Origin of the sequence: Kordiimonas aestuarii (genome assembly GCF_025574465.1) — a bacterium.
Classification (GTDB): domain Bacteria; phylum Pseudomonadota; class Alphaproteobacteria; order Sphingomonadales; family Kordiimonadaceae; genus Kordiimonas; species Kordiimonas aestuarii.
In genome coordinates, this window is sequence record NZ_JAOBPP010000007.1 from 1 (window position 1) to 21,381 (window position 21,381).

Annotated in this window: 19 protein-coding genes; 10 read left to right on the plus strand and 9 right to left on the minus strand. The window is 54.2% G+C overall.

Annotated elements, in window-relative coordinates; all coding sequences use genetic code 11:
• The first annotated feature begins 72 nt into the window (after window positions 1-72).
• A protein-coding gene (locus tag OEU85_RS00515) for an IS5 family transposase (protein ID WP_262689381.1) occupies window positions 73-848 on the plus strand; the annotation gives its coding sequence in 2 pieces (ribosomal slippage) (window positions 73-388 and window positions 388-848; 777 coding nt in all).
• 56 nt (window positions 849-904) lie between these two features.
• Here the strand turns inward: OEU85_RS00515 and purL are convergent.
• The 4 genes from purL to purC form a co-directional block, all read right to left on the minus strand.
• Window positions 905-3,109 (minus strand): phosphoribosylformylglycinamidine synthase subunit PurL, encoded by a 2,205-nt coding sequence (gene purL, locus OEU85_RS00520; RefSeq protein ID WP_262689473.1) that lies wholly within the window; start codon window positions 3,107-3,109, stop codon window positions 905-907.
• A gap of 11 nt (window positions 3,110-3,120) precedes the next feature.
• Window positions 3,121-3,783 carry a phosphoribosylformylglycinamidine synthase subunit PurQ gene (gene purQ, locus OEU85_RS00525; protein WP_262689474.1) on the minus strand — a complete coding sequence of 221 codons (663 nt, stop codon included), beginning with the start codon at window positions 3,781-3,783 and terminating at the stop codon, window positions 3,121-3,123.
• A 5-nt stretch (window positions 3,784-3,788) separates the two neighbouring features.
• On the minus strand, window positions 3,789-4,028 hold the full coding sequence (purS, locus tag OEU85_RS00530) for a phosphoribosylformylglycinamidine synthase subunit PurS (protein ID WP_262689475.1): 240 nt from the start codon (window positions 4,026-4,028) through the stop codon (window positions 3,789-3,791).
• Window positions 4,029-4,106: 78 nt separating this feature from the next.
• Window positions 4,107-4,877, minus strand: a complete 771-nt coding sequence (gene purC, locus OEU85_RS00535; protein ID WP_262689476.1) for a phosphoribosylaminoimidazolesuccinocarboxamide synthase — start codon at window positions 4,875-4,877, stop codon at window positions 4,107-4,109.
• Window positions 4,878-5,088: 211 nt separating this feature from the next.
• Here purC and OEU85_RS00540 point away from each other — a divergent pair, with 211 nt between their 5' ends.
• A complete protein-coding gene (locus OEU85_RS00540; protein WP_262689477.1) occupies window positions 5,089-5,412 on the plus strand; it encodes a DUF1476 domain-containing protein in 324 nt (107 codons plus the stop codon).
• A 73-nt stretch (window positions 5,413-5,485) separates the two neighbouring features.
• Here the strand turns inward: OEU85_RS00540 and OEU85_RS00545 are convergent, their stop codons facing one another.
• On the minus strand, window positions 5,486-6,037 hold the full coding sequence (locus OEU85_RS00545) for a hypothetical protein (RefSeq protein ID WP_262689478.1): 552 nt from the start codon (window positions 6,035-6,037) through the stop codon (window positions 5,486-5,488).
• 88 nt (window positions 6,038-6,125) lie between these two features.
• Window positions 6,126-6,731, minus strand: coding sequence for a hypothetical protein (locus OEU85_RS00550; protein WP_262689479.1), 606 nt, complete (start codon window positions 6,729-6,731; stop codon window positions 6,126-6,128).
• Window positions 6,732-7,123: 392 nt separating this feature from the next.
• Between OEU85_RS00550 and OEU85_RS00555 the strand changes: the two genes are divergently transcribed.
• The 3 genes from OEU85_RS00555 (at window position 7,124) to OEU85_RS00565 (ending at window position 12,397) form a co-directional block, all read left to right on the plus strand.
• On the plus strand, window positions 7,124-9,262 hold the full coding sequence (locus OEU85_RS00555; RefSeq protein WP_262689480.1) for a tetratricopeptide repeat protein: 2,139 nt from the start codon (window positions 7,124-7,126) through the stop codon (window positions 9,260-9,262).
• Between the two features lie 74 nt (window positions 9,263-9,336).
• Entirely contained in the window at window positions 9,337-10,509 is a 1,173-nt protein-coding gene (locus OEU85_RS00560) for an MFS transporter (RefSeq protein WP_262689481.1), read from the plus strand.
• 151 nt (window positions 10,510-10,660) lie between these two features.
• Window positions 10,661-12,397 carry an amidohydrolase gene (locus tag OEU85_RS00565; RefSeq protein WP_262689482.1) on the plus strand — a complete coding sequence of 579 codons (1,737 nt, stop codon included), beginning with the start codon at window positions 10,661-10,663 and terminating at the stop codon, window positions 12,395-12,397.
• Between the two features lie 41 nt (window positions 12,398-12,438).
• Here OEU85_RS00565 and OEU85_RS00570 read toward each other — a convergent pair whose 3' ends face one another.
• Window positions 12,439-12,714 carry an Lrp/AsnC family transcriptional regulator gene (locus tag OEU85_RS00570; protein WP_262689483.1) on the minus strand — a complete coding sequence of 92 codons (276 nt, stop codon included), beginning with the start codon at window positions 12,712-12,714 and terminating at the stop codon, window positions 12,439-12,441.
• A 218-nt stretch (window positions 12,715-12,932) separates the two neighbouring features.
• Here OEU85_RS00570 and OEU85_RS00575 point away from each other — a divergent pair, with 218 nt between their 5' ends.
• From OEU85_RS00575 to OEU85_RS00585, 3 genes are all read left to right on the plus strand, one after another.
• Window positions 12,933-14,525 carry a phytoene desaturase family protein gene (locus OEU85_RS00575; protein WP_262689484.1) on the plus strand — a complete coding sequence of 531 codons (1,593 nt, stop codon included), beginning with the start codon at window positions 12,933-12,935 and terminating at the stop codon, window positions 14,523-14,525.
• Between the two features lie 174 nt (window positions 14,526-14,699).
• Window positions 14,700-15,002, plus strand: coding sequence for an STAS domain-containing protein (locus OEU85_RS00580; RefSeq protein ID WP_262689485.1), 303 nt, complete (start codon window positions 14,700-14,702; stop codon window positions 15,000-15,002).
• 25 nt (window positions 15,003-15,027) lie between these two features.
• Entirely contained in the window at window positions 15,028-16,719 is a 1,692-nt protein-coding gene (locus OEU85_RS00585) for a SpoIIE family protein phosphatase (protein ID WP_262689486.1), read from the plus strand.
• A 6-nt stretch (window positions 16,720-16,725) separates the two neighbouring features.
• Here OEU85_RS00585 and cqsA read toward each other — a convergent pair whose 3' ends face one another.
• The gene (cqsA, locus tag OEU85_RS00590; RefSeq protein WP_262689487.1) at window positions 16,726-17,952 is read right to left on the minus strand and encodes an alpha-hydroxyketone-type quorum-sensing autoinducer synthase; all 1,227 of its coding nucleotides are present in this window, start codon (window positions 17,950-17,952) and stop codon (window positions 16,726-16,728) included.
• Between the two features lie 110 nt (window positions 17,953-18,062).
• On the opposite strand from cqsA, the gene OEU85_RS00595 reads away from it, so the two are divergent.
• Together OEU85_RS00595 and OEU85_RS00600 are read left to right on the plus strand one after the other, a co-directional pair.
• A complete protein-coding gene (locus tag OEU85_RS00595) occupies window positions 18,063-19,292 on the plus strand; it encodes a sensor histidine kinase (RefSeq protein WP_262689488.1) in 1,230 nt (409 codons plus the stop codon).
• Window positions 19,289-20,344, plus strand: coding sequence for a response regulator (locus OEU85_RS00600; RefSeq protein WP_262689489.1), 1,056 nt, complete (start codon window positions 19,289-19,291; stop codon window positions 20,342-20,344). The genes OEU85_RS00595 and OEU85_RS00600 overlap by 4 nt, the downstream gene beginning before the upstream one ends.
• Before the next feature lie 20 nt (window positions 20,345-20,364).
• On the opposite strand, the gene OEU85_RS00605 is transcribed toward OEU85_RS00600, so the two are convergent.
• Entirely contained in the window at window positions 20,365-21,279 is a 915-nt protein-coding gene (locus tag OEU85_RS00605; protein WP_262689490.1) for a LysR family transcriptional regulator, read from the minus strand.
• Window positions 21,280-21,381: the final 102 nt, after the last annotated feature.

Below are 21,381 nucleotides of genomic sequence, written 5' to 3' on the forward strand. Positions count from 1 at the left end.
AAACTCATAAAAGGGATTCCCAAACAGGCGAAGATATGATTCAACGCTTCTCAAATCATTGAGGAGGTTTTGATGCGCCGCCGCCGGTATGAACTGACAGATTATGAATGGTCGATCATAGAGCCTTTGCTGCCGAACAAGCCGCGCGGGGTGCCTAGGGTGGATGACCGCCGGGTGATCAACGGCATCTTGTGGCGCTTTCGGGCGGGAACGCCGTGGGCAGACATTCCCGAAAGATATGGTCCCTACACCACCTGCTACAACCGGTTTGTCCGCTGGCGCAAGGCCGGGGTGTGGGACCGACTGTTCGAGGCGGTGAGCAAAGCCCATGACGGTGACATCATTATGATCGACAGCAGCTGTGTCCGTGTGCATCAACAAGGGGCCACGGCAAAAAGGGGGATCAGGACGATGGCTGCATGGGCCGTTCCCGGGGTGGACTGACCACCAAAATCCACGCCCTCGTCGATGCGGATGGTCTGCCGATCAGGCTTTCGCTGACTGCTGGACAGACCCACGACAGCAAACCGGCCCTTGATCTGATTGAGGACATCAAGGAGGAAGCGATCTTGCTCGCTGACAAAGCCTATGATACCGACGCGCTTCGTGCCTTCACCACAGCGCGCAGAGCTTGGGCCAATATTCCGCCAAAAGCCAACCGCAAGCAGTCCTTTACCTTCAGTAAATGGCTGTACCGACACCGTAATCTCGTCGAGCGTTTCTTCAATAAGCTCAAGCACTATCGGGGCATTGCAACGCGCTATGACAAAAACCCGGAGAATTTCCTCGCCGCTGTAAAACTGGCTTCAGTCTGTATCTGGTTGAAAAATTATGAGTCTACGACCTAACAAAAAAAGGCGCCACATAGGGCGCCTTTTTTGTTTCCCGCTTGTCTCTCACCGCCTTAGCTGGCGTTGGCCATATAAGTGGGCAGCCAGCCTTCGTGCGCTGCCTTGAGGGCGTGCAGGTCAAGGTCTAGCGCGCCGTGGTTGACGGTGATGCGTTCGCCGCCGGTTTCACCCAGCACGGTGACCGGGATACCGGCGTCCTTGGCTTCCTTGCGGATTTCCTCAGCCGTGTCGGCGTCGGTTGCGACAAGGTAACGGGCCTGACTTTCGGAGAACAGGTGTGTGTGCACGGGCAGGTCATCGCCCACCGTCACGTTCACGCCCACGCCGCCAGCCATCGCCATGTCGGCCAGCGCTGCGATCAGGCCGCCGTCAGAAAGGTCATGACAGGTGGCAACCTGGCCGTTTTCAATCAGCGCACGCACGAAGTCACCATTGCGGCGCTCAAGCGTGAGGTCCACATGCGGCGGTGCGCCGGCGTCCTCGCCCATAATTTCGCGCTGGTACAGGCTTGCGCCCAGTTCATCCTTCGTTTCGCCGATCAGCACCACGGTTTGGCCCGCGCCCCCAAAGGCAACGGTGGCCATGCGGGCGCTGTCTTTCATCACACCCACACCGCCGATGGCAGGGGTGGGCAGGATGCCTTTGCCGTTGGTTTCGTTATAGAGCGACACATTGCCTGAGACGATCGGGTAATCAAGCGCGCGGCAGGCTTCGCCCATGCCTTCAAGGCAACCAACAAATTGGCCCATGATGTCCTTGCGCTCAGGGTTGCCGAAGTTCAGGCAGTTGGTGATGGCAAGCGGCAGGGCACCCACGGCGGTGATGTTGCGCCATGTCTCCGCCACGGCCTGACGGCCGCCCTCAACGGGGTCCGCAAAGCAGTAACGCGGGGTAACGTCGGTGCTGATGGCCAGTGCTTTTTCCGTGCCGTGCACGCGCACAACGGCGGCGTCGCCACCGGGGCGCTGGATCGTGTCGCCCATGACCATATGGTCATACTGTTCCCATATCCAGCGGCGCGAACACAGGTTCGGCCCGCCGATAAGGTCCATCGCGGCTTTATTCAGGTCCGCCGGTGCTTTCACACTGATGGCCTGACGCTTTGGCGTATACTCAAACGGGCGTTCATACTCAGGCGCGTCTTCAACAAGGCTGTTGATCGGCATGTCGCCCACCACTTCGCCGCCGAACTTGAGCGTCAGGTTGCCGGTGTCGGTGATGTGGCCGATGACGGCAAAATCAAGCTCCCACTTCTCGAAGATGGCCTTGGCCATGTCTTCGCGGCCGGGTTTGAGCACCATGAGCATACGCTCCTGAGACTCCGAGAGCATCATCTCATAGGGCAGCATGTTGGTTTCGCGCTGCGGCACGGTATCAAGGTCCAGCTCAAAACCCACACCGCCCTTGGAAGCCATCTCAACGCTTGAGGAGGTCAGCCCCGCCGCGCCCATGTCCTGAATGGCGATAATGGCGTCGGTTGCCATCAGCTCAAGGCAGGCTTCAATCAGCAGTTTTTCGGTGAAGGGGTCACCCACTTGCACGGTAGGGCGCTTTTCTTCGCTGTCGTCGGTAAACTCGGCCGATGCCATGGTGGCGCCGTGGATACCGTCGCGGCCGGTTTTGGACCCCACGTATACCACAGGGTTGCCCACACCTGCGGCAGCGCAGTAGAAAATCTTGTCCGCATCGGCAAGGCCAACCGTCATGGCGTTGACGAGGATATTACCGTTATAGGACGGGTCGAAATTGGTTTCGCCGCCCACGGTGGGCACGCCTACGCAGTTGCCGTACCCGCCAATGCCTTCCACCACACCAGCCACAAGGTGGCGGGTTTTTGGATGGCTTGGCTCGCCGAACCGGAGCGCGTTCATGTTGGCCACCGGGCGTGCGCCCATGGTGAAGACATCACGCAGAATGCCACCCACACCCGTTGCTGCGCCCTGATAGGGTTCGATATACGATGGGTGGTTGTGGCTTTCCATTTTGAAGATGGCAGCCTGGCCGTCTCCAATGTCGATCACACCGGCGTTTTCGCCCGGGCCCTGAATAACCCATGGGGCTTTGGTTGGCAGTTTCTTGAGGTGAAAGCGTGAGGATTTGTAGGAGCAATGCTCAGACCACATCACGCTATAGATGCCAAGCTCGGTATAGTTTGGCTCACGCCCCATCGCACTTTTGATGCGCGCGTATTCTTCCTCGTTCAGGCCATGTTCCTTGACGAGTTCCGGGGTGATTTTAATCTCGTTACCGTTTTTCATGTCTTTTCCCCTTAACCCAGCGTGTTCATGACGGATTCGAACATCTTGCGGCCGTCTGAGCCACCAAGTGGGCTCTCGATCATGCGTTCGGGGTGGGGCATCATGCCCAGCACATTGCCGCGGGCGTTCATCACGCCGGCAATGCGGCGCTGGGCACCGTTGATGTCTTGCGCATATTTGAACGCGACCTGGCCTTCACCCTCAAGCCGGTCAAGCGTTTCATCGTCGGCGAAATAGTTGCCGTCGTGGTGCGCGACAGGGATGGTGATCTCTTCCCCTGCCTTGTAGGCGTTGGTGAACATGCTGTCGGCGTTTTCCACCGTCATCTTCACGTCCTTGCACACAAAGTGGAGGTTTGCGTTGCGCATCAGAGCGCCGGGCAGGAGGCCGGTTTCTGTCAGGATCTGGAAGCCATTGCACACTCCGAAGGTGGGCACGCCGTCTTCCGCGCGTTTGACAACTTCTTTCATCACGTGGCTGCGCGCGCTCATGGCGCCGCAACGCAGATAGTCGCCGTACGAAAAACCGCCGGGCAGCGCGATGAAATCGACCTTGTCGAAGTCATAGTCCTGATGCCAGACCATGAGTGGCTTTTGCCCGGTGATTTTCTCAAGGGCGACAGCCATATCCCGGTCACAGTTGGAGCCGGGGAAAACGATAACCGCGGATTTCATCAGCTCTACTCCAGCTCGATGGAGTAATTTTCGATCACCGTGTTCGCAAGCAACTTGCGGCACATCTCGTCGACGTTGGCCTCGGCTTTCGCGCGGTCGGTCTCTGATAGCTCAAGCTCGATAAACTTGCCCTGGCGGGCTTCGTCGACACCTTCAAATCCCATATTGGAAAGGGCATGCTCAATGGCTTTGCCTTGGGGGTCCAGAACGCCGTTTTTAAGGGTGACAAAGATACGGGCTTTCATGGGGCTCACTTTCTTCTCAAGTCAATTTCGCCTGATAGGCATTGGTGATGGGCGATATAAAAACTGAGACCAGAAGCGTTACTTCTGGTCCTTGTTGCGGTGGTCTGCAAATTCGGTGATGTCGGCGGAGGGCAGGATACCAAGACGGCGGGCGACTTCCTGATAAGCTTCCATCTCACCACCGAGGTCACGGCGGAAACGGTCTTTGTCCATTTTTTCGCCGGTTTCCATGTCCCACAGGCGACATCCGTCCGGGCTGATCTCGTCCGCGAGGATGGTGATGCAGTCGTCGCCTTCATAAAGACGGCCGAATTCGAGCTTGAAATCCACCAGTTTGATGCCGATGCCGGCAAAAAGGCCGGATAGGAAATCATTGATGCGGAACGCATAATGGGTCATTTCCTCAAGCTCAAGCTCATTGGCCCAACCGAAGGTGAGGATATGTTCCTCCGCGATCAGCGGATCGCCAAGTTCATCCGACTTGAAACAGAATTCAATCAGTGGGCGGGGCAGGTGAGTGCCTTCCTCGATGCCGAGGCGGCTTGAGATGCTGCCAGCCGCGATATTGCGGACGATGACTTCAACCGGAATGATCTCAACCGCTTTGACCAGCTGTTCCCGCATGGAGAGACGCTCGATAAAATGGTTGGGGATGCCGATGTCATTCAGGGCAGTGAAAATATATTCAGAGATATGGTTGTTCACCACGCCCTTGCCTTGCAGGGTGCCCTTTTTCTGGGCATTGAAGGCCGTAGCGTCATCTTTGAAATATTGAATGATAGTTCCTGGCTCGGGCCCTTCGAAAAGTACTTTGGCCTTGCCTTCATAAAGCTTGTTGCGGCGGGACATATATTGCCTCTTCCTCAGCTTGAGGGATGTCAGTGGGTTGCGCGGGCGCGAACATAACCGAGAAGGTGCGCCGCGACAATCTTTCTGTAATAATTTGCAATAAGTTTTGTTTACGCTATGGAAATGAGCAAGCAAACACCCTTAATAAAGGGAATGCTATTGTGTTTCAGCGAGATCTCACAGTGAGACTCGGACAGGAGGAAGTAAAGCCATGACCACTTTTGACGGTCGCGAGAAAGCGTTTGAAGACAAGTTTGCCCATGATGAGGCGATGATGTTCAAGGCGCGGGCACGCCGGAACCGGCTGCTTGGCGAATGGCTCGCCGGGGAACTTGGCCTCGCGGGTGAGGATGTGAAAGCCTATGCTGCGTCTGTCGTGAAAGCTGACCTTGAAGAAGACGGCGATGAAGATGTGATCCGCAAGGTGATGAAGGATATTCAAGCCAAAGGCGTGGACATCTCCCGCCACCGGGTTGAGAAGCACCTTGACGAGATGCTGGCACAGGCCAAAGTACAGTTGATGAGCGAAGTTTAGTCGCTTCAGCGGCGGGAAAAGGAAAACGGGGCTTTTGGCCCCGTTTTTTTATGCTTGCACGATATTTTCATGCTTACGCGATGGCAGCGTGCCGCTTCCTGCGCTCACGCCGTGCGATGAGGGCAAGGCCCGGCAGCAGCAGGAGTGCACTTAGCGGTTCCGGCACGCTTGAAGGCGGTACGGTTGGTGTTATAGGCCCTTCGGCTACAGTGAAATATCCTGACCAGCTCCAGTCGCTCGAGCCGCCTTGTGCATAACCGCCGCCCGGTAGCGCAATGGTGTCACCGTAGGAAATAACATGCAGGCCAATAAAATAGGTCCCTGCGGTATTGATTACGTTGCTTCCGCCAGTGGCTATGGTTTTTTGCAGGTTCGGTGCTACCTGGCCCTGATGATAGGTGTATTGTGCGAGCCATTCGTCGTAATTGTACTGGGTGTTACGGCGAAGGATGAACCACTCGATCCCAAATTTGTTGGTGCTCGGCAGGTCACAGATAGAATAGCCGGCAAACGAAGAGCCACAAGCGTCGAGGATGATGTTGCTCCCAAGCGATACAGGTGAGTAGGTACCCGCATCGGCAATGGTTTGACCGTTTGGATAGGTCGCGCTTGCGCCGACTGACATCGCAGTCAGCAATCCTAGAGCCAGTCCAACTGAAGCCAATTTTCTGATGAAGAAATTGACCATGATTATATCCTTCAAAAAGCCTGTATCAGGCAGCCATGGTTTTGGCGTTAGCCCGCCGACGGCGCTCACGCCGTGCAATCAGGATAAAGCCGGGTAGTAGCATCAGCGCAGCCATTGGCTCCGGGACAGGAGTATAAACTTCGCTGACTGCAAAAGTGTTGGAAAATCCGCCACTTGTATTTGTGGAGCCATCATAGGCGAGATCCGTATCGTTGCCGGTTGCGCCATAACTGCCGTAAGGCAGTGGAACATAGGTGTCACCGGCAACCGCGACGTATAGGCCGATCAGATAGTTTCCGACGTCACTGAAAAATGTACCGGTACCGGTACTGACAGTCGTCTCAAGCCCGTTGGCGACGTTGCTGCCTTCATACCATGACAGAATTTGATAGCTGTCTTCGCTGTAGGCGACCCATCCCAGCGTAAAGTCCTGCAGATTGCTGAGGTCACAGATCGAATAGCTTTCCGACGACCCGTCCGCTCGGTGGAAAGTGGAGCCGCAGGCGTTCAAGTTGATATCGTCACCAAGCGAAATAGGTCCATACGTACCGGGATCGGCAAGGACGTCGAAGTAATTGTAATTGTAGGTGGCAGCCGCACTGAAGGATATACCCACGCCAAATGCTGACACGAGTCCAACCCTTACAAGTGAACGACAAATCTTCAAGTACTTCTTAACCATCGACCTAACCTTCATTCAACCCAAACAAGCCGCCCCTCGGCTACTTTATGTTTGTATCCACCTGTTTGTATCCGCTATTGCTGAGCGAGAATTCTAGCCAGCATTGAGTTGACAAATATTGCATATAAATCAAAATCGCGAAATATTCGTGTAAAATTTTATTAAAATAGAAGAATTCTGGGCGGGAGGAAAAGCTCAAGGCTTGCCATTGTCGGGTTTGACAAGGCATAGTTGCGACGTATTGCTGCCAAAGCTTGTTGCTGGGGCGCTGTACCTCGCCAGCGGGGGTGACGTTCAGCAAAGGCGAACGCCGCGCGCCGCGATCAGTTACGGGGGAACTCATGAGATTTATTATTAAACCGGCTTTGATTGCATCGTTCGGATTGCTTGCCGCGTGTGGTGGTTCGGAAGAGGAAGAAGCCGAGAAAATCGACTATGCATCATTTGATGACAAGGCGGTGCAGCAGTTGGTTGATGACGGTGAGTATCAGAAGGCACTTGAGGTCATTAAGGCGCAGGACGAGCTTGAAATCTCCGACAAAACCGATTTCCTGACGGCGGCGGACATCTACCTGAACTTGCTTGATGGCGTGGCTGCGGAAGTGGCGATTGAAGACGCGCGCGAGGCCGGTGCCTCGGATGGCGAGATTCTGCTAAAACTCAGCCGGGCGCTGCTGCTGCAGCAAAAATTCAAAAAGGCCGACGAAATTTTGAACGACACTTCATTTGAAGGGGAGGAAAAATTCCAGGCCCTTTTGTTGCGCGGGGACATTGCACAACAAAAGCAGGACATACAGGGCGCGCGGTACTTCTATAGGCTGGCAATTGAAGAGAAGCCTGAGGATTTTCGTGGCTATCTCGGCATGGCGCTCCTGTCTCTGAACCAGGGGCAGTTGACGGAAGCCAATGCGTTTGCCGACGAAGCAGCGTCCCGCGTTGAGGATGATCCTATTGTTCAATACGTAAAAGGGGCGGTGGCCAGATATGAGCGCCGTACCGAGGATGCCGAGAAGCATCTGCTGAAAGCGGTTGACCTTCATAGTGGTAACATGCTCGCCTATTTTGAACTGATCGGCATGTATATAGAAACCGGTCAACTGGAAAAAGCGCAGGAACAACTGGATTCTGTGTATGCGCTGGTGCCCAATAACCCGATGGCACAGTATTTTAACGCCCTCATTCTGGCCGTTGAAGGCAAGACCCAGGAAGCAGAGTATATGCTTTTGCGGACCGGTGACTTCACGCGCACGTTTCCACCTGCGGCACGAACATACGGGCATATTGCCTTTGAACTTGGTAAATATTCCACGGCGCAGCCCTATCTTGAGCGGTTTTTGTCCCAGGCGCCGGCCGATCGTTCCACCCGCCTCAAACTCGCCGAGTGTCTGACACGCCGAGGGCAGTCAGCGCGGGCGTTGCTGTACCTTGAACCTCTCATTGGTGAGGGTAGTGAGGACATAGAAGGGCTTTTGCAAGCCGCAGCGGCAAACGGGGCGCAGGGGAACATTGTAGAGACACGCACCTACATTGAACGGGCCAATGAGATTGCCAAGGCTGCGGAGGATATGGATCAGAACCTGATCGCCCAGCTCGGCCAGCGGCTTGCGCTGACGCGTTTTATCAGCGGGGACGAGGTCGGTGCGATAGCCGAACTTCAAGCGCTCTACTCCAATGCGGAAGGCGACGCGGAAAGCCTGACCTTGCTGGCAAACATGCAGATGGAAAACGGTGACCTTTCAGGAGCAGTGGCTACGGCCAAACGCATTCTTGAGGTTGAGCCGGACAGCGCCGTCGGAAATAATCTGCTGGGGGCGGTGGCCTACCGGCATCGTGAAATTGACGCTGCCATGACCTTTTATAACAAGGCGCTGGAGCAGAACCCCGATTATCAGTCAGCGCTTAAAAATCGCGGGCTGGCCAACCTGACGGCAAACAAGTTCGAGGCCGCAAAAAAAGACTTTGAGGCAGTCCTCAGCAAAGGGGCGGAGGATGCCCAGGTCCATGCCATGTTGGGGCGTGCATATCTGGAACTGGGAAATGGTAAAGACGCAGCAACACACCTGAAGCAGGCGGAGGCGATCATCCCGGAATCCGCGATTATCTCCACTGATCTGGCTGAAGCGCTGACGCTTTCGGGGTTGCGCTCGTCCGGCATCACGCAGGCTCAAAAGGCAAAACGTCTGGCCAAGGCCGATGAAAACCTGATGCAGTATATCGACGACCTCATCGTCAAGTGGCAGAAAGAAGAGCTTCAGGCTCAAAAAGACGCTGAGGCGGAGCGCGAAAAGCGCCGCGAAGAGCTGGCGAAGAAGCGCGAGGAAATGGAAAAGGCACGTCGCGCTCTCATCGAAGACGGCAGTCTTAAAGACAAGGAAACGCCGCCGCCCGAAGGTGCTGACGAGCCAAAGAATGAAGGCGATCCGGATGAGGGTGAAGCAGAAGGTGACGCAGAGGATGGCACGCCAGGTCTGCGATCTTAAGTGCCCCGGTGATCTGGTTTAAGGGGGGAGGCCGGCAGACAGACCTTCCCAATTTTTTCTGACATAGGGTGATTATGCCTATCCTGTTCCTCGTCATTTTTGTGGTCATGGCCAGTTTTGCCCTGTTGCTTCCCTCCATCATGTTTGTATTGCAGAACCTGGGTGCAAGCGAGGCGCTCGCCACGCCCATTTTGGCCAGTTACGGATTTGCACAGTTCCTCTCTGGCCCACTGTGGGGGCGGTTGTCCGACCATGTTGGCCGCAAACCGGTCCTCGTTGGCAGCCTGCTGCTTGCGTCATTGGCCTATGTATTTATTGCTTTTGGTGCTGACACTGTATTGAAGATGCATCTTGGGTTGGTGTTTGCGGGCCTGTGTGCGGGAAATTCAGCGGTTTTGTATGCTGCGGTGACCGACCTGACCGGGCGTGAAGGCCGCGCAAAAGGCATGGGGCTTATTGGCGCTGGGATCGGGTTGGCCTTCACCATAGGCCCGGCAGTTGGTGCCATTTTGGGGGGCGGGTCGGCAGAAACCGCTGATATTTCCGCACCAGCCAAGGTATCGATCGCGGCCTGTTTCCTGGGGGCGGTTGTGGTTATGCTGAGGTTCCGTGAGAGCCTGTCGTCCAGCCATATGCCCGAATTTGGCCGGATGGGCCGGATCGAAGCCATACGGCGCCTGGGGCGGCGGCCACTTATGCTGCAATTGAGCATTGTGATGTGTTTTTTCACGTTTGGCCTTGCCATGATGGAGTCGATCATGTCCTACCTCATGAATGACAAACATGGCTGGGGGCCAAGCGACCTGGGGGTGATGTTCGCTTATTTTGGCTTGATTCTGATTGTTGTGCAGAGCGGGCTTGTCGGCCGGCTCGCCACCCGCTTTGGTGAACGAAGCTTGGCGAAGGCAGGTATCGTATTCATGGCGATCGGCCTTGGGGCAATCGCATTTTCCTCCATGAGTGTCGGGGTGTTTGTTGGCCTGACCTTCGTCAGTGTCGGGACCGCTATCTTTAATACCTCTGTGCTTTCAATAGCATCACACTCAAGTGACGCTGGTGAACGGGGCTTGGTGATGGGGGTATTTCAGTCGATGCAGGCGCTTGGGCGCTCCATTGGGCCAATCCTTACCGGCCTTTTGTATGGTGTCTTTCATGAGCTGCCATTTGTTGTCAGCATCGCTATCATGGTCATGCTGTTCATGTGGTCGTCTTTCCTGTTTCTGCAGATAAAGCGACAAGAGGCTTAATAGTGCCTCAGCTTTTGTGATCACAGTACCATGCTGGGTTCCCAAGCCTTGCTTTGCTGGAATATGGCACTGGTTCTCATTCTGGCGCTTGCAATTTTCTGTAATATCTGACAGCTTTTCTTTCAATGTGATCACATTTGGGAGCAAAATAATGCATAAGTGGCTTTTGTCGGCAACGGCCATGGGCTGTCTGGCGTTGACGGGACCGTTGGCGCACGCAGCTGACGATGCGGACGTGGTGTTAACCGGTGGGCGAATTTATACCATCGATGCCAAGGGCCAGACTGCATCGGCTATGGCGATTGCCGACGGTAAAATCGTTTACGTTGGTGATGACGAAGGCGCGACTGCATTCACCGGGCAGAATACCAGGAAATATGACCTGGCTGGTCGACCGGTATTTCCCGGGTTTACTGATAGCCACGCCCATTTGCCAGACGGGGGTGGTACACTTCTAGGCCTTGGCCTTGGTGGCATGGAGACGCCTGAAAAAGTGCTCGCGGCGATTGGCGCTTATGCTCAAGCTCACCCAGAAATGCCTGTTATCGTGGGCTCGGGCTGGGAGTTGAGCCTGTTTCCTGAAGCGAACCCGAGCAAAGACTTGCTGGATGAAATTCTGCCGGACAGACCTGTCTTTTTGTCCGCCGCGGACGGGCATAACGGTTGGGTAAACAGTGCCATGTTGGCACTTGCAGGCATCACCGCTGAAACCGAGGACCCTCAAAACGGTCGTATCGAACGGGATGCACAGGGTGTGCCCACCGGTACCCTAAGGGAAGCCGCCATGGGGCTGGTGGTTCCCTATCTGCCTGAACCCGATCTTGACGATGTGAGTAAAAACCTCGACGCGGGAATGGGCTACCAGTTGTCCCACGGTATTACCGCCAGTATCGATGCCGCCATCATGGACGATATGTTGGAGGAAGCCTATCTTAAGGCCGCCGAACGGGCAGACCTGCCGCAACGGGTACGGGTCTCGCTTCTTGCGGCAACAGAAATGGTCACCTCCACAGTCACGGTTGACAATGTGGATGACACCGTCGCCAATGTTTCCGCGCGCCGCGAGGCTTACCGTAAGCGCAGCAAGGGGCGTGTGGACGCCGAAGCGGTTAAAATCTTTGTTGACGGCGTTGCTGAAAACCATACGGCGGCAATGCTCAAACCATATGTCGGTGCGCCTATGGGCCCCCACCATCGCGGTGATACCAACCTGAGTGAAGCGGCGATGCAGGCGTATGTCACCAAGCTGGATCAGGCAGGCTTTCAGGTTCATATGCATGCCATTGGCGACCGGGCGGTGCGGGTTGCACTGGACGCGGTTGAAAAATCTCAGCAAGCCAACGGCGAACTGGGCCACCGACACCACATCGCGCACCTGGAAATAGTGCAGCCGGAAGATATCAAGCGGTTTGCCAAACTTGGTGTAACGGCCAACATGCAAACGCTTTGGCACTTTCGTGATGCTTATATCACCGACCTGACAGAACCCTTCCTTGAGAAAGACGTGCAGCGCTGGCTGTATCCCGCCCAGAGTTTTGAGGATGCCGGTGTACGTGTGGTGTGGGGCAGTGACTGGCCTGTTTCGACGAGCGATCCGTTTGATTCGATTGAAGTGGCCGTTCTGCGCCGCGACCCACACGCTGATGAGGGGGAGACATGGAATAAGGCCGAAGTATTGAGTGTGGACGAAATGATCCGCGCGCTAACGATCGACGGCGCCTATATCATGGGGCAGGACAAGACACGTGGCTCGCTTGAAGTGGGCAAGCTGGCTGACTTCATCATTCTCAATGCTGACCCCTATAAGGTCGAGCCACAGGATATCAGCGAAATCTCTGTGCTGGAGACCTATATGGAAGGGAAGCTGGTCTACTCAAGGACTGAATGAACATTGCGCAACATGGGCGTCTGTGGGCACCCATGCTGCCATTAAATGTCATCTGGCCCTGCAGACGAGGCGTCCTCGGTGAAGGCGTTAAGGCCAATGATTGTGTAGGTGTCCTTGACACCCGGAGCAACCTGTACCGTTTTCGTAATGAAGCGCCCGATTTCCTGGTTGGGAGAAAGCTGGAACTGGGCCAGCAGATCATAGTTGCCCGAGGTGGAATACACGCTGCGGACTTCAGGCACATTGTCAGCAAGGTGGGCAGCAACATCATAGGTACGGCCCAATTCACATTTGATCATGACAAAGACGGTTTTCATACGGACGTTTCCCGGTTTTGGGTGTCAGATACCCCAAGAATGAATTTTAGTCGCTTGTATCCAATTGTGGCTGGCTTGTGAAGTGCAGATACGGCAAGGTGCCGAAAAGTCAGGACACTGAACCCGCTGTGGCGGCGCAACTTTCACAGGAAAAGCGTGGCTGGATCGGGCTGTCAGTTATGACATAAAACCTTAAGACTCTGGGGAGGGGACTTCATATGTATGATGTGGTGATTGTTGGCGGTGGGCATAACGGGCTGACCTGCGCTTTTTATCTGGCAAAGGCAGGCCTGAAGACTTTGGTGCTGGAGCGCAGGTCCATTGTAGGAGGCGCGGCAGTCACCGAGGAATTCCACCCCGGGTTCCGCAACTCTACCGCGTCCTATACCGTCAGCCTGCTGAACTCGAAAATCATCAAGGATCTGGACCTGAAACGCCATGGCCTGACTGTCGCAGAGCGTGCGGCGTCCAACTTTTTCCCGCTTGATGAAGAGCGTTACCTGATGTTCCCGGTGGACGGCGAAGCCAAACGCCGCGAATTTGCAAAATTCTCCAGCCGGGATGCCGATGCGCTCGAACGGTATGAGGCTGATATTGATGCGGTCGCCGATGAACTTCGGGCATTGCTTTTGAAATCACCACCTAATGTAAGCGGTGGCCTTCGGGACCTCATTCAGGCGGCGGGGCTCGGCCTCAATACCTTGCGAAAACCAATCGAAGCGCAGCGTCTGCTTCTTGATATGGCGACACAGTCTTGTGCGGATCTTCTTGATCGATACTTTGAAAGCGACGAAGTTAAGGCTGCATATGCCTTTGATGGCATTGTTGGGGCTTTCACCGGGCCTCGGTCACTTGGTACTGCCTATGTGCTGTTGCACCACTGTTTTGGTGAGGTTAATGGCAAGAAAGGCATGTGGGGACATGCGGTGGGGGGCATGGGGGCTATCACAGAAGCTATGCGCAAAGCAGCGGTTGAGGCCGGCGCAGAAGTGCGAACGGACAGCCCGGTTCGGGAGGTAGTGGCATCCGATAAAGGTGCTTCTGGCGTGGTGCTTGAAGACGGTACTGTTATTAACGCGCGGGCGATTGCATCCAATGTCGCGCCAAAACTTTTATTTGGTCAACTGGTTGATCCAGCACTGGTGCCGGATGATTTCAGCCGCCGCATCAAGGGGCTCAAAAGCGGATCTGGTACGTTTCGCATGAATGTGGCGCTAAGCGAGTTGCCTCAGTTCAGTTGTTTGCCGGCGGAAGGTCTCGCGCCGCACCATTCGTCAGGCATTGTGATAGGGCCGTCGATTCAATATCTTGAAGATGCCTATCTCGATGCGAAACGGGACGGCTGGTCAAGAAAGCCGGTGGTTGAAATGCTCATCCCGAGCACGCTTGATGATACATTGGCGCCCGAAGGCCAACATGTCGCCAGCCTTTTCTGCCAGCATTTTGCGCCGCATCTGCCAGGAGGCAAAAGCTGGGATGATTGCAGGGAAGAAGCTGCGGATTGCATTATCGACACGGTCAACAGGTTTGCGCCAAATTTCAGAGACAGCATCATCGCGCGGCAAATCCATTCACCACTTGATCTTGAGCGGAAATTCGGTCTTGTGGACGGAGATATTTTCCATGGACAACTGACACCCAATCAGTTGTTCAGTGCCCGGCCGGTTTTGGGGCATGCGGACCACCGAATGCCCATCAAGGGACTTTATCTTTGCGGGTCTGGCGCCCATCCGGGCGGTGGTGTGACTGGTGTCCCGGGGCACAACGCAGCGGCGATTATCGTCAAAGACATGAAAAAGAGAGTATTTTAGTCTTGGAATTGCCAACCGTGTTAAAAGTCGTTTAACTAAATGGCAGTAGCGTCATCTACAAGATCGCTGGCTATGTAGTCAGAGTTGTTGTTCATTTACCAATGACAGCCGCAATTCTTGTTATGGCTGTAGTTAGCCCAAATCGCATCCTTTATCCGGGACAGGGGAAACCGTATGGAATATCGCATCGACGTCAATGAGGACAACACGGCCAGGGTTGTGTTCAACGGCGACATAACCTTTTCTGAAAATGTGGCCTTCAGGCAGTTGCTTAAGGATCTTTCTGTTAAAGACCTGCAATCTTGTGTCTTTGACCTGTCCAATGTCGATATGGTCGACTCGGCGGGCCTGGGTATGTTCCTTATCGCCAAGGAACAGGCTGACACCGGCGGTTGGAAGCTTAGCGTTACGGGCGCGCAGGGCCACGTAGCCAGCATGCTCAAGCTCACAAAATTGTCTGATCTGCTGCAAGGATAGGGCGGTGTTCGCACGGGGGTAAGGTATGGCTGAAACAGGTTCCGGTTCCGGCTTTATTCCCGGTCGTGTCGCGGAAGTCGCTGAGGAAGTCCGCGCTGCCAATATTTTGGTGGTGGACGATATGCCGCTTATGCGCACCATGATCGGCTCGTGCCTTACCAAAGGTGGTTTTTCCAACATCAGCTACGCTGCCGACGGTGCGGAAGCGCTCGCTATTATCGATCAAAGTATGCCCGACCTTGTTGTTCTGGACCTGAACATGCCCAAGGTTTCCGGGTATGAGGTCTGTCGTACGTTGCGGAGCAAACCAGAGACCGTCGATTTACCTATTCTGGTACAGTCGGCATCCGAGACGGCGCAAGAGCGTGTACAGGTGTTTGCGTCGGGTGCGACGGATTTTGTCTCAAAGCCGATTAATCAGCCCGAGCTTTTGGCAAGGGTTTGCATGCACCTTGAAAACAAATTTCTGATACACAGCCTCAGCGACTTCCAGAGCCGCATCCAGGCGGAGCTGAAAATGGCTCGGGAAATGCAGCATTCGCTTTTGCCCGATCAAAAGGCAGTAATGTCGCTCGAAGAGTTTTGCGGCGGTACCATTGAGGCGTTTTACAAAGCATCGTTTGAGCTTGGCGGTGACCTTTGGGGATGTTGGCCCCTGGGTGATGACCGTGTCGGACTATTTGTGCTCGATATAGCCGGACACGGCGTGGGGGCCGCCCTCAATACCTTTCGGGTTCACGCAACTATGGCCAGGTTTGAGATATTCCGCGACGATCCGGCCGACTTTCTGACGCTTTTGAACACCGCACTGCAGCCAGCTTTCCCGCTGGGGCAGTTTGCTACGATGTTTTATGCCGTCCTCAATTTCAAAAGCGGGGAACTGATTTATGCGGGGGCAGGGGCGCCGCGTCCGATTATTTTGTCGACGGATGGCGATGTCCGTCTTCTCGATAGTGTTGGTACACCGCTCGGTATCATCAAATCTGCGGAATATGAAAACAAATATGACCGTCTGGATGAGGGGGAAAGCCTCTTTTGTTACTCCGACGTGCTGACGGAAGCGCCAGAGCCTGATGGCAAGTTTCTTGGTGAAGAGGGCTTTGTGAGATTTGTATCGGAATGTGAGCTTGAGGGAGCCCGGGTTACCCTTGTCGAACGGTTGCTGGACCAGTTTTATATGCGTGTGCCGGGTGCGTTACCCGACGACCTGACCGCAGTGGCGATACACAGGGCACCGGACTTTGCGGCCTTGAGCCCGGATGCGCGAGAAGGACGCTTTATTTTTCAGTCGCGGCGTGAGGCCAAGAAAGTTGCGTCTCGCCTTGCCGCAGCCAGTACCGAGCCGATTGGCGTCGCTGTTGGTCTTATGGAGTTGTTTGTCAACGCAATCGAACATGGCTGTCTTGGTATTGGCCATGACGAAAAGGGAAAGTTGCTTGAGACCGGCGGAATGAATGCCGAGATTCTTCGCCGCCGCGCGCTGCCGGAATATGCCGACAATTATGTATGTGTTGACTTCAAACGAGATGATGCCGCCCTGCGGATCGCGGTGAAGGATCCTGGGAGAGGCTTCAAGTATCAGGCCTTTGTTGACGACGATGCCGGCCACGACAAGAAACATGGCCGTGGTATTACCATGGCCAAGGGATGTTTCGATGAGATGACTTACCACGGGTGCGGTAACGAAGTGCACGTCGTGCATAAGATAAACGGCTAATAAAGCTTACGGCAGTAATGACGGCCATCCGCGCATATCAAGATCCCGGACGGCACTTTCACATACATCCAGCGCATACTGTAGCTCAGAGGACTGTAAGGACGCGTTGACCGTTAGCCTGAGCAGCATCTTGTTGTCTGGCGTCGCGGGAGGGCAAAAAACCGAACCCATCAGGCCGTGCTGATCCAGATAGCGCCTGAAAGCAACTGTATTCTCCAGCCCCCCAGTGATAATCGAAATTATCTGGCTGTCAGCCGCCCTGACATCATATCCCAATGCCAGCAATCCCGTACGAAGGTACCGGTGGTTGGCATGCAGTTTGGCTTGCCGCCAAGGCTCTGCAGCGATAATATCCAGGGCAGCGTTGAAGCCGGCTATCTCATACCCCAGCACCGATGTACTGAAAATCATCGGTCGGGCTTCATAACGCAAATATTCCATGTTACGAGCCGATCCGACAATAACGCCGCCCCGTGCTGCGATGGCTTTTGACAGGCCCATGGTGCGGAAATGCACGCGGTCGGTCAATCCCAGCGCGGCCGTGATACCGGCACCAGCAAGCCCGTGGCAACCAAATGAATGGGTTTCGTCAACAATGATCGCGCAGCCGCCTTCCTCTGCAACATCAACAAAGTCACCAAGAGGGCAAAGGTTGCCATTGGTACTATATAATGAGTCGACAATAACGAGCCCCGGGCCATAGCGCCTGATCTTTCGTTTCAGATCTTCGGCATTATTGTGCCTGAATGGGCGGGCTTTTGCTCGTGCACAGAGGATACCTTCCCACAGCGAGGCGTGGGCCATGATATCAATGTAAACTGGTGTCGCGGGCCTCGCGAAGGTTTGTACCACACCAGTATTGGCATTGTAGCCGGACATCATGAGGACAGCGTCTTCCGCCCCGGTAAGGTCTGCGATACGGTATTCAAATTGCCGGTGCATATCCTGCTTTGAATGAGCAAAAACACGGGAGATGGCGTCGCCATGCCCTTGTTTTAACAACACATCTGCCTTAGCGCGCGCGATGCGCGTGTCCGCTGCAATTGACAGATAATCATTGGATTGCATGAGCACCGCATTCCGTGGTGCAGGCAAATTGGAGAGTACGGCCCGTCCCCGGTGCGTTTCCCCGCAGGGTTCCATCATGCCGTCCACCATTTCGTCTATGAAGGGTGGACTCTCGTGTTTACATTCATAGGTAATATAACTACTATTTTTAAATGAGCTTAGCATCGTGCGTTCCTTAGCTGAAGAGTCGCGTATAAGGCGGTAATCAGGAAACTATCGCAGAGTAATTTCGCTCAGTATTCTACTAAATAACAACTTTTAGTGGATTTTGTAAAATGAGGCTGTTTTCGAAGTTCGTCACTGATTTTGAGTATATTCGTGCCAAAATGCGGATTGGGCTCTTTTTTTCCATATTGGGCTTTCCGCTATATTATTATTTTTGGGCCCATCTTTTTCCTCAATCTTACGAGAACATTTACCTGCGATTGGCGGGGGTGTTGTTTGCCCTGTTGTGGATTGTTTCGGACTACACCCGAAAGGATCATGAGCGTTTCCATTATTGCCTTTCTGTCGTGGCATTGACCTTTGCTGCACCTTTTTTCTTTACCTATATGTTCTTGCAAAACGGGGCCTCCGGCGTCTGGCTGGGATCGTTGATTTGCGCTGTGCTGTATCTTGCCATCGTCGCAGATGCCGTTTCTTTGCTGTTCATGTTCCTTGTCGGGGTGCCGCTCGCCTATCTGGTTTATCTCATACAACCCCACCAGCCCGTTGCCGCCTACGACGTCCTCGAAGCATTGCCGGTAATATTTTTCGCCCTCTCTGGGGCTTTGGCGATGAAATGGGCTGAAGAATGGACGATCCGCGCCAACAAGCGCAAAGCTGTCGCGCTGGCGGGATCAATTGCGCACGAGCTACGCACGCCCCTGCTCGGGGTTAGGCTTGAACTGGAGCATTTTCATCAATTGTGTGATGAACTGGACGAACGTCTGGGAGCGGACAAGCTGCAATATACCCAGGTTTCAGACAGGCTATCCCGGCATGTGCAAAAAGCGTCGCATATTGTCGATTGCCTGCTTCTGAATGTTCGTGAGGAGAATTTCGACCGCAGCGGGTTTACACATCATTCAATGAAACAAGTGCTTGATGACGTGCTTTCGAGGTATCCTTTGTCTGAAAAAGAACGCAGCCTCATCAACATACACCAGGAATACGACTTTACTTTCTGGGGCGACGATCTTTTGATGGCGCATGTTTTGATGAATTTGCTGAAAAATGCACTCTCGGCGATTGCGGCGGCTGAAAAAGGCAATGTCGAGATATATTTTTCCCGAATTAGTGGAAAAAATGCCATGTGTGTGCGAGATACAGGACGTGGTATCAAAGCTGCCGCACGCAAAAAGGTTTTCGACAGGTTTTATTCGGAAACCAGCGGTGGTGCCGGTCTTGGCCTTGCCTTTTGCAAGAGAGTGGTTGACAGTTTTGGTGGGGAGGTCGAGTGCTATTCTGAGGCGGGTATGTACACCGAGTTTCGTGTGTTATTGCCTGCCGGGGAGAGGTTATGATCGGTTCTTACCATCCAGAAATTCCAGTGTATCACCCATGTACAGCCTTATTGCTGGATGATGATGAAGATTTTCTGGCTTCGCTGAAGGCTGTGCTGGGACGTGACGCAGCGGTTCTGGGCTACTCCTCACCGGGCTGCGCATTAAAATGCCTCTCCCGGGCGCAGGAGATTGCCGATGATACCTTCGACGTTTTTGAGCGTTACAGCAGCCACGCCGAAGGAGCGGGGGCAGAGGTTGGTGATCATTTGCTCCTTCTCAAGTCCTCACGGTTGAGGCAGCTCGCGATGTCGGGCTCCCGTTTTGAGATGATCTCTGTCGTGATTGTGGATCAGGTGATGCCTGCCACGAGCGGGTTGGAGTTTTGCTCAAATATCGCGGATATGGGCGTGAAAACCATTCTGCTGACGGGACAGATGAGCGATGAAGCGACGATTGCCGCCTTTAACGATGGGCTGATCGACCGGTTTGTCTCGAAAAATGATCCGGATGCACTTGGCAAGATCAAGGCCATGATGGGTGAACTGCACCGCGAATATATGGCAGACAAACTCGAACCGCTGACCAAGGCACTGCGTGTCTCAGGCAACCACAGCCTTGACCGCTTTGATACCGTTGAATTGATGCGTAGCATCCACAACCTGTTCCCCTATAGCGAATATTATTATCTGCCCAATTCCCGCGGATTCCTGTTGCGGGATATTGAAGGACAGGAGCAGTTCTGCCTGATCGGTAACATGCGTGAGCAGGCCGAAATGGGCGATATTGTAGAGGATATGGTGGGCACATGTGCTGAAAGTGAAGGGCTGCGTCAGGGTAGGCTGGTGGCCTGGGACTTTTTTGATGACTTTGGTGATGATGAACCGTGGCACAACAGGCTTGGTGACCTGGTCTTTCCCTGTCGTCAAGTCGGAGACCTGGTCTGGAGCCTTATCCCAGCCGAGCGGTTACCGTTCCGCACAAACCTTGTTGACCCGAGCTGGAGCAGTTACCGCGCGCGTATGCAGGCAAAGCCTATCAACTGGGTAGGCGGGGGCTCTGGCGTCAGCTAAGGCTATCCTTATTCTGCTATCTATTCTGCCGCGCGTGCCGGAAGACGGCCAGCGAAGGCATCGTTGTGGCTGGTCAGCATATCGCCCAGATAATCATACATGGCCCGGATACGCGCACTACGCCTGAGTTCTGCGTGGCTGACAAGCCATATATCGGTGCTGAACACGGTCAGATCGTCAAATAGCCGCACGAGGTCAGGCTTGTCGACAGCCATTACACAACTGTAGGCGCCAATGCCAAATCCACTCTCAACTGCTGTGGCCAGCGCCATCATGCTGTTGGATCTGAATGTAGCGGAACGTGACAGCGAATACACCTTGCGCGGGTCGGTTTTTGTTTGAGTGAGTATTTCGTCATGGGGCAGGATGAAATTATGCTCTTTCAGTTCTTTGAGGGCCTGCGGTTTGCCGCGAGTTTCAAGGTATGACTTGCTGGCGTAATAGCCGTAATTCATTGTGACCGTGCGTTTGGCGACCAGGTCGTTTTGTACTGGCCGAAACATTCTCAGAGCAATGTCGGCCTCGCGGCGTAGGAGGTCCGAAACAGCATTGTCCACTTTCACATCAACGGTGATGCCGGGATATTGTTCAATGAAGTTACCCAGTTTCTGCACAAGCCACATTGCGCCAATTGCCTCAATGCAGGAAATCATCACACTACCGGAAAGGCTGCTATCGTGGCCGGTGACCAGACGCTCCATGGCATGAACATCGTCCTGCATGTGTCGTGCGTGGTGGCGCATCTGTTCGCCCAGTAGCGTCATCTCAAGCCCGGCCCGGGTACGGGCAAACAATTCAGCGCCAATATTCTCTTCAAGCGCGGTCAGCCTGCGAGAGAGCGTGGGTTGACTGACATTCAGTTTTCGTGCGGCGGCGGACAGACTGCCGTGTTCTGCCATCGCCAGAAAATATTTGAGGTCTTCCCAATCAAGCATGGCCGTATCCTTCCCGAGTTTATGAAATTTGTCCCTGTGCGGCAATTCAAATATGAATATCAAGCCTGCATTTTTTGTCAATTACTATCCATCTTTGTATCA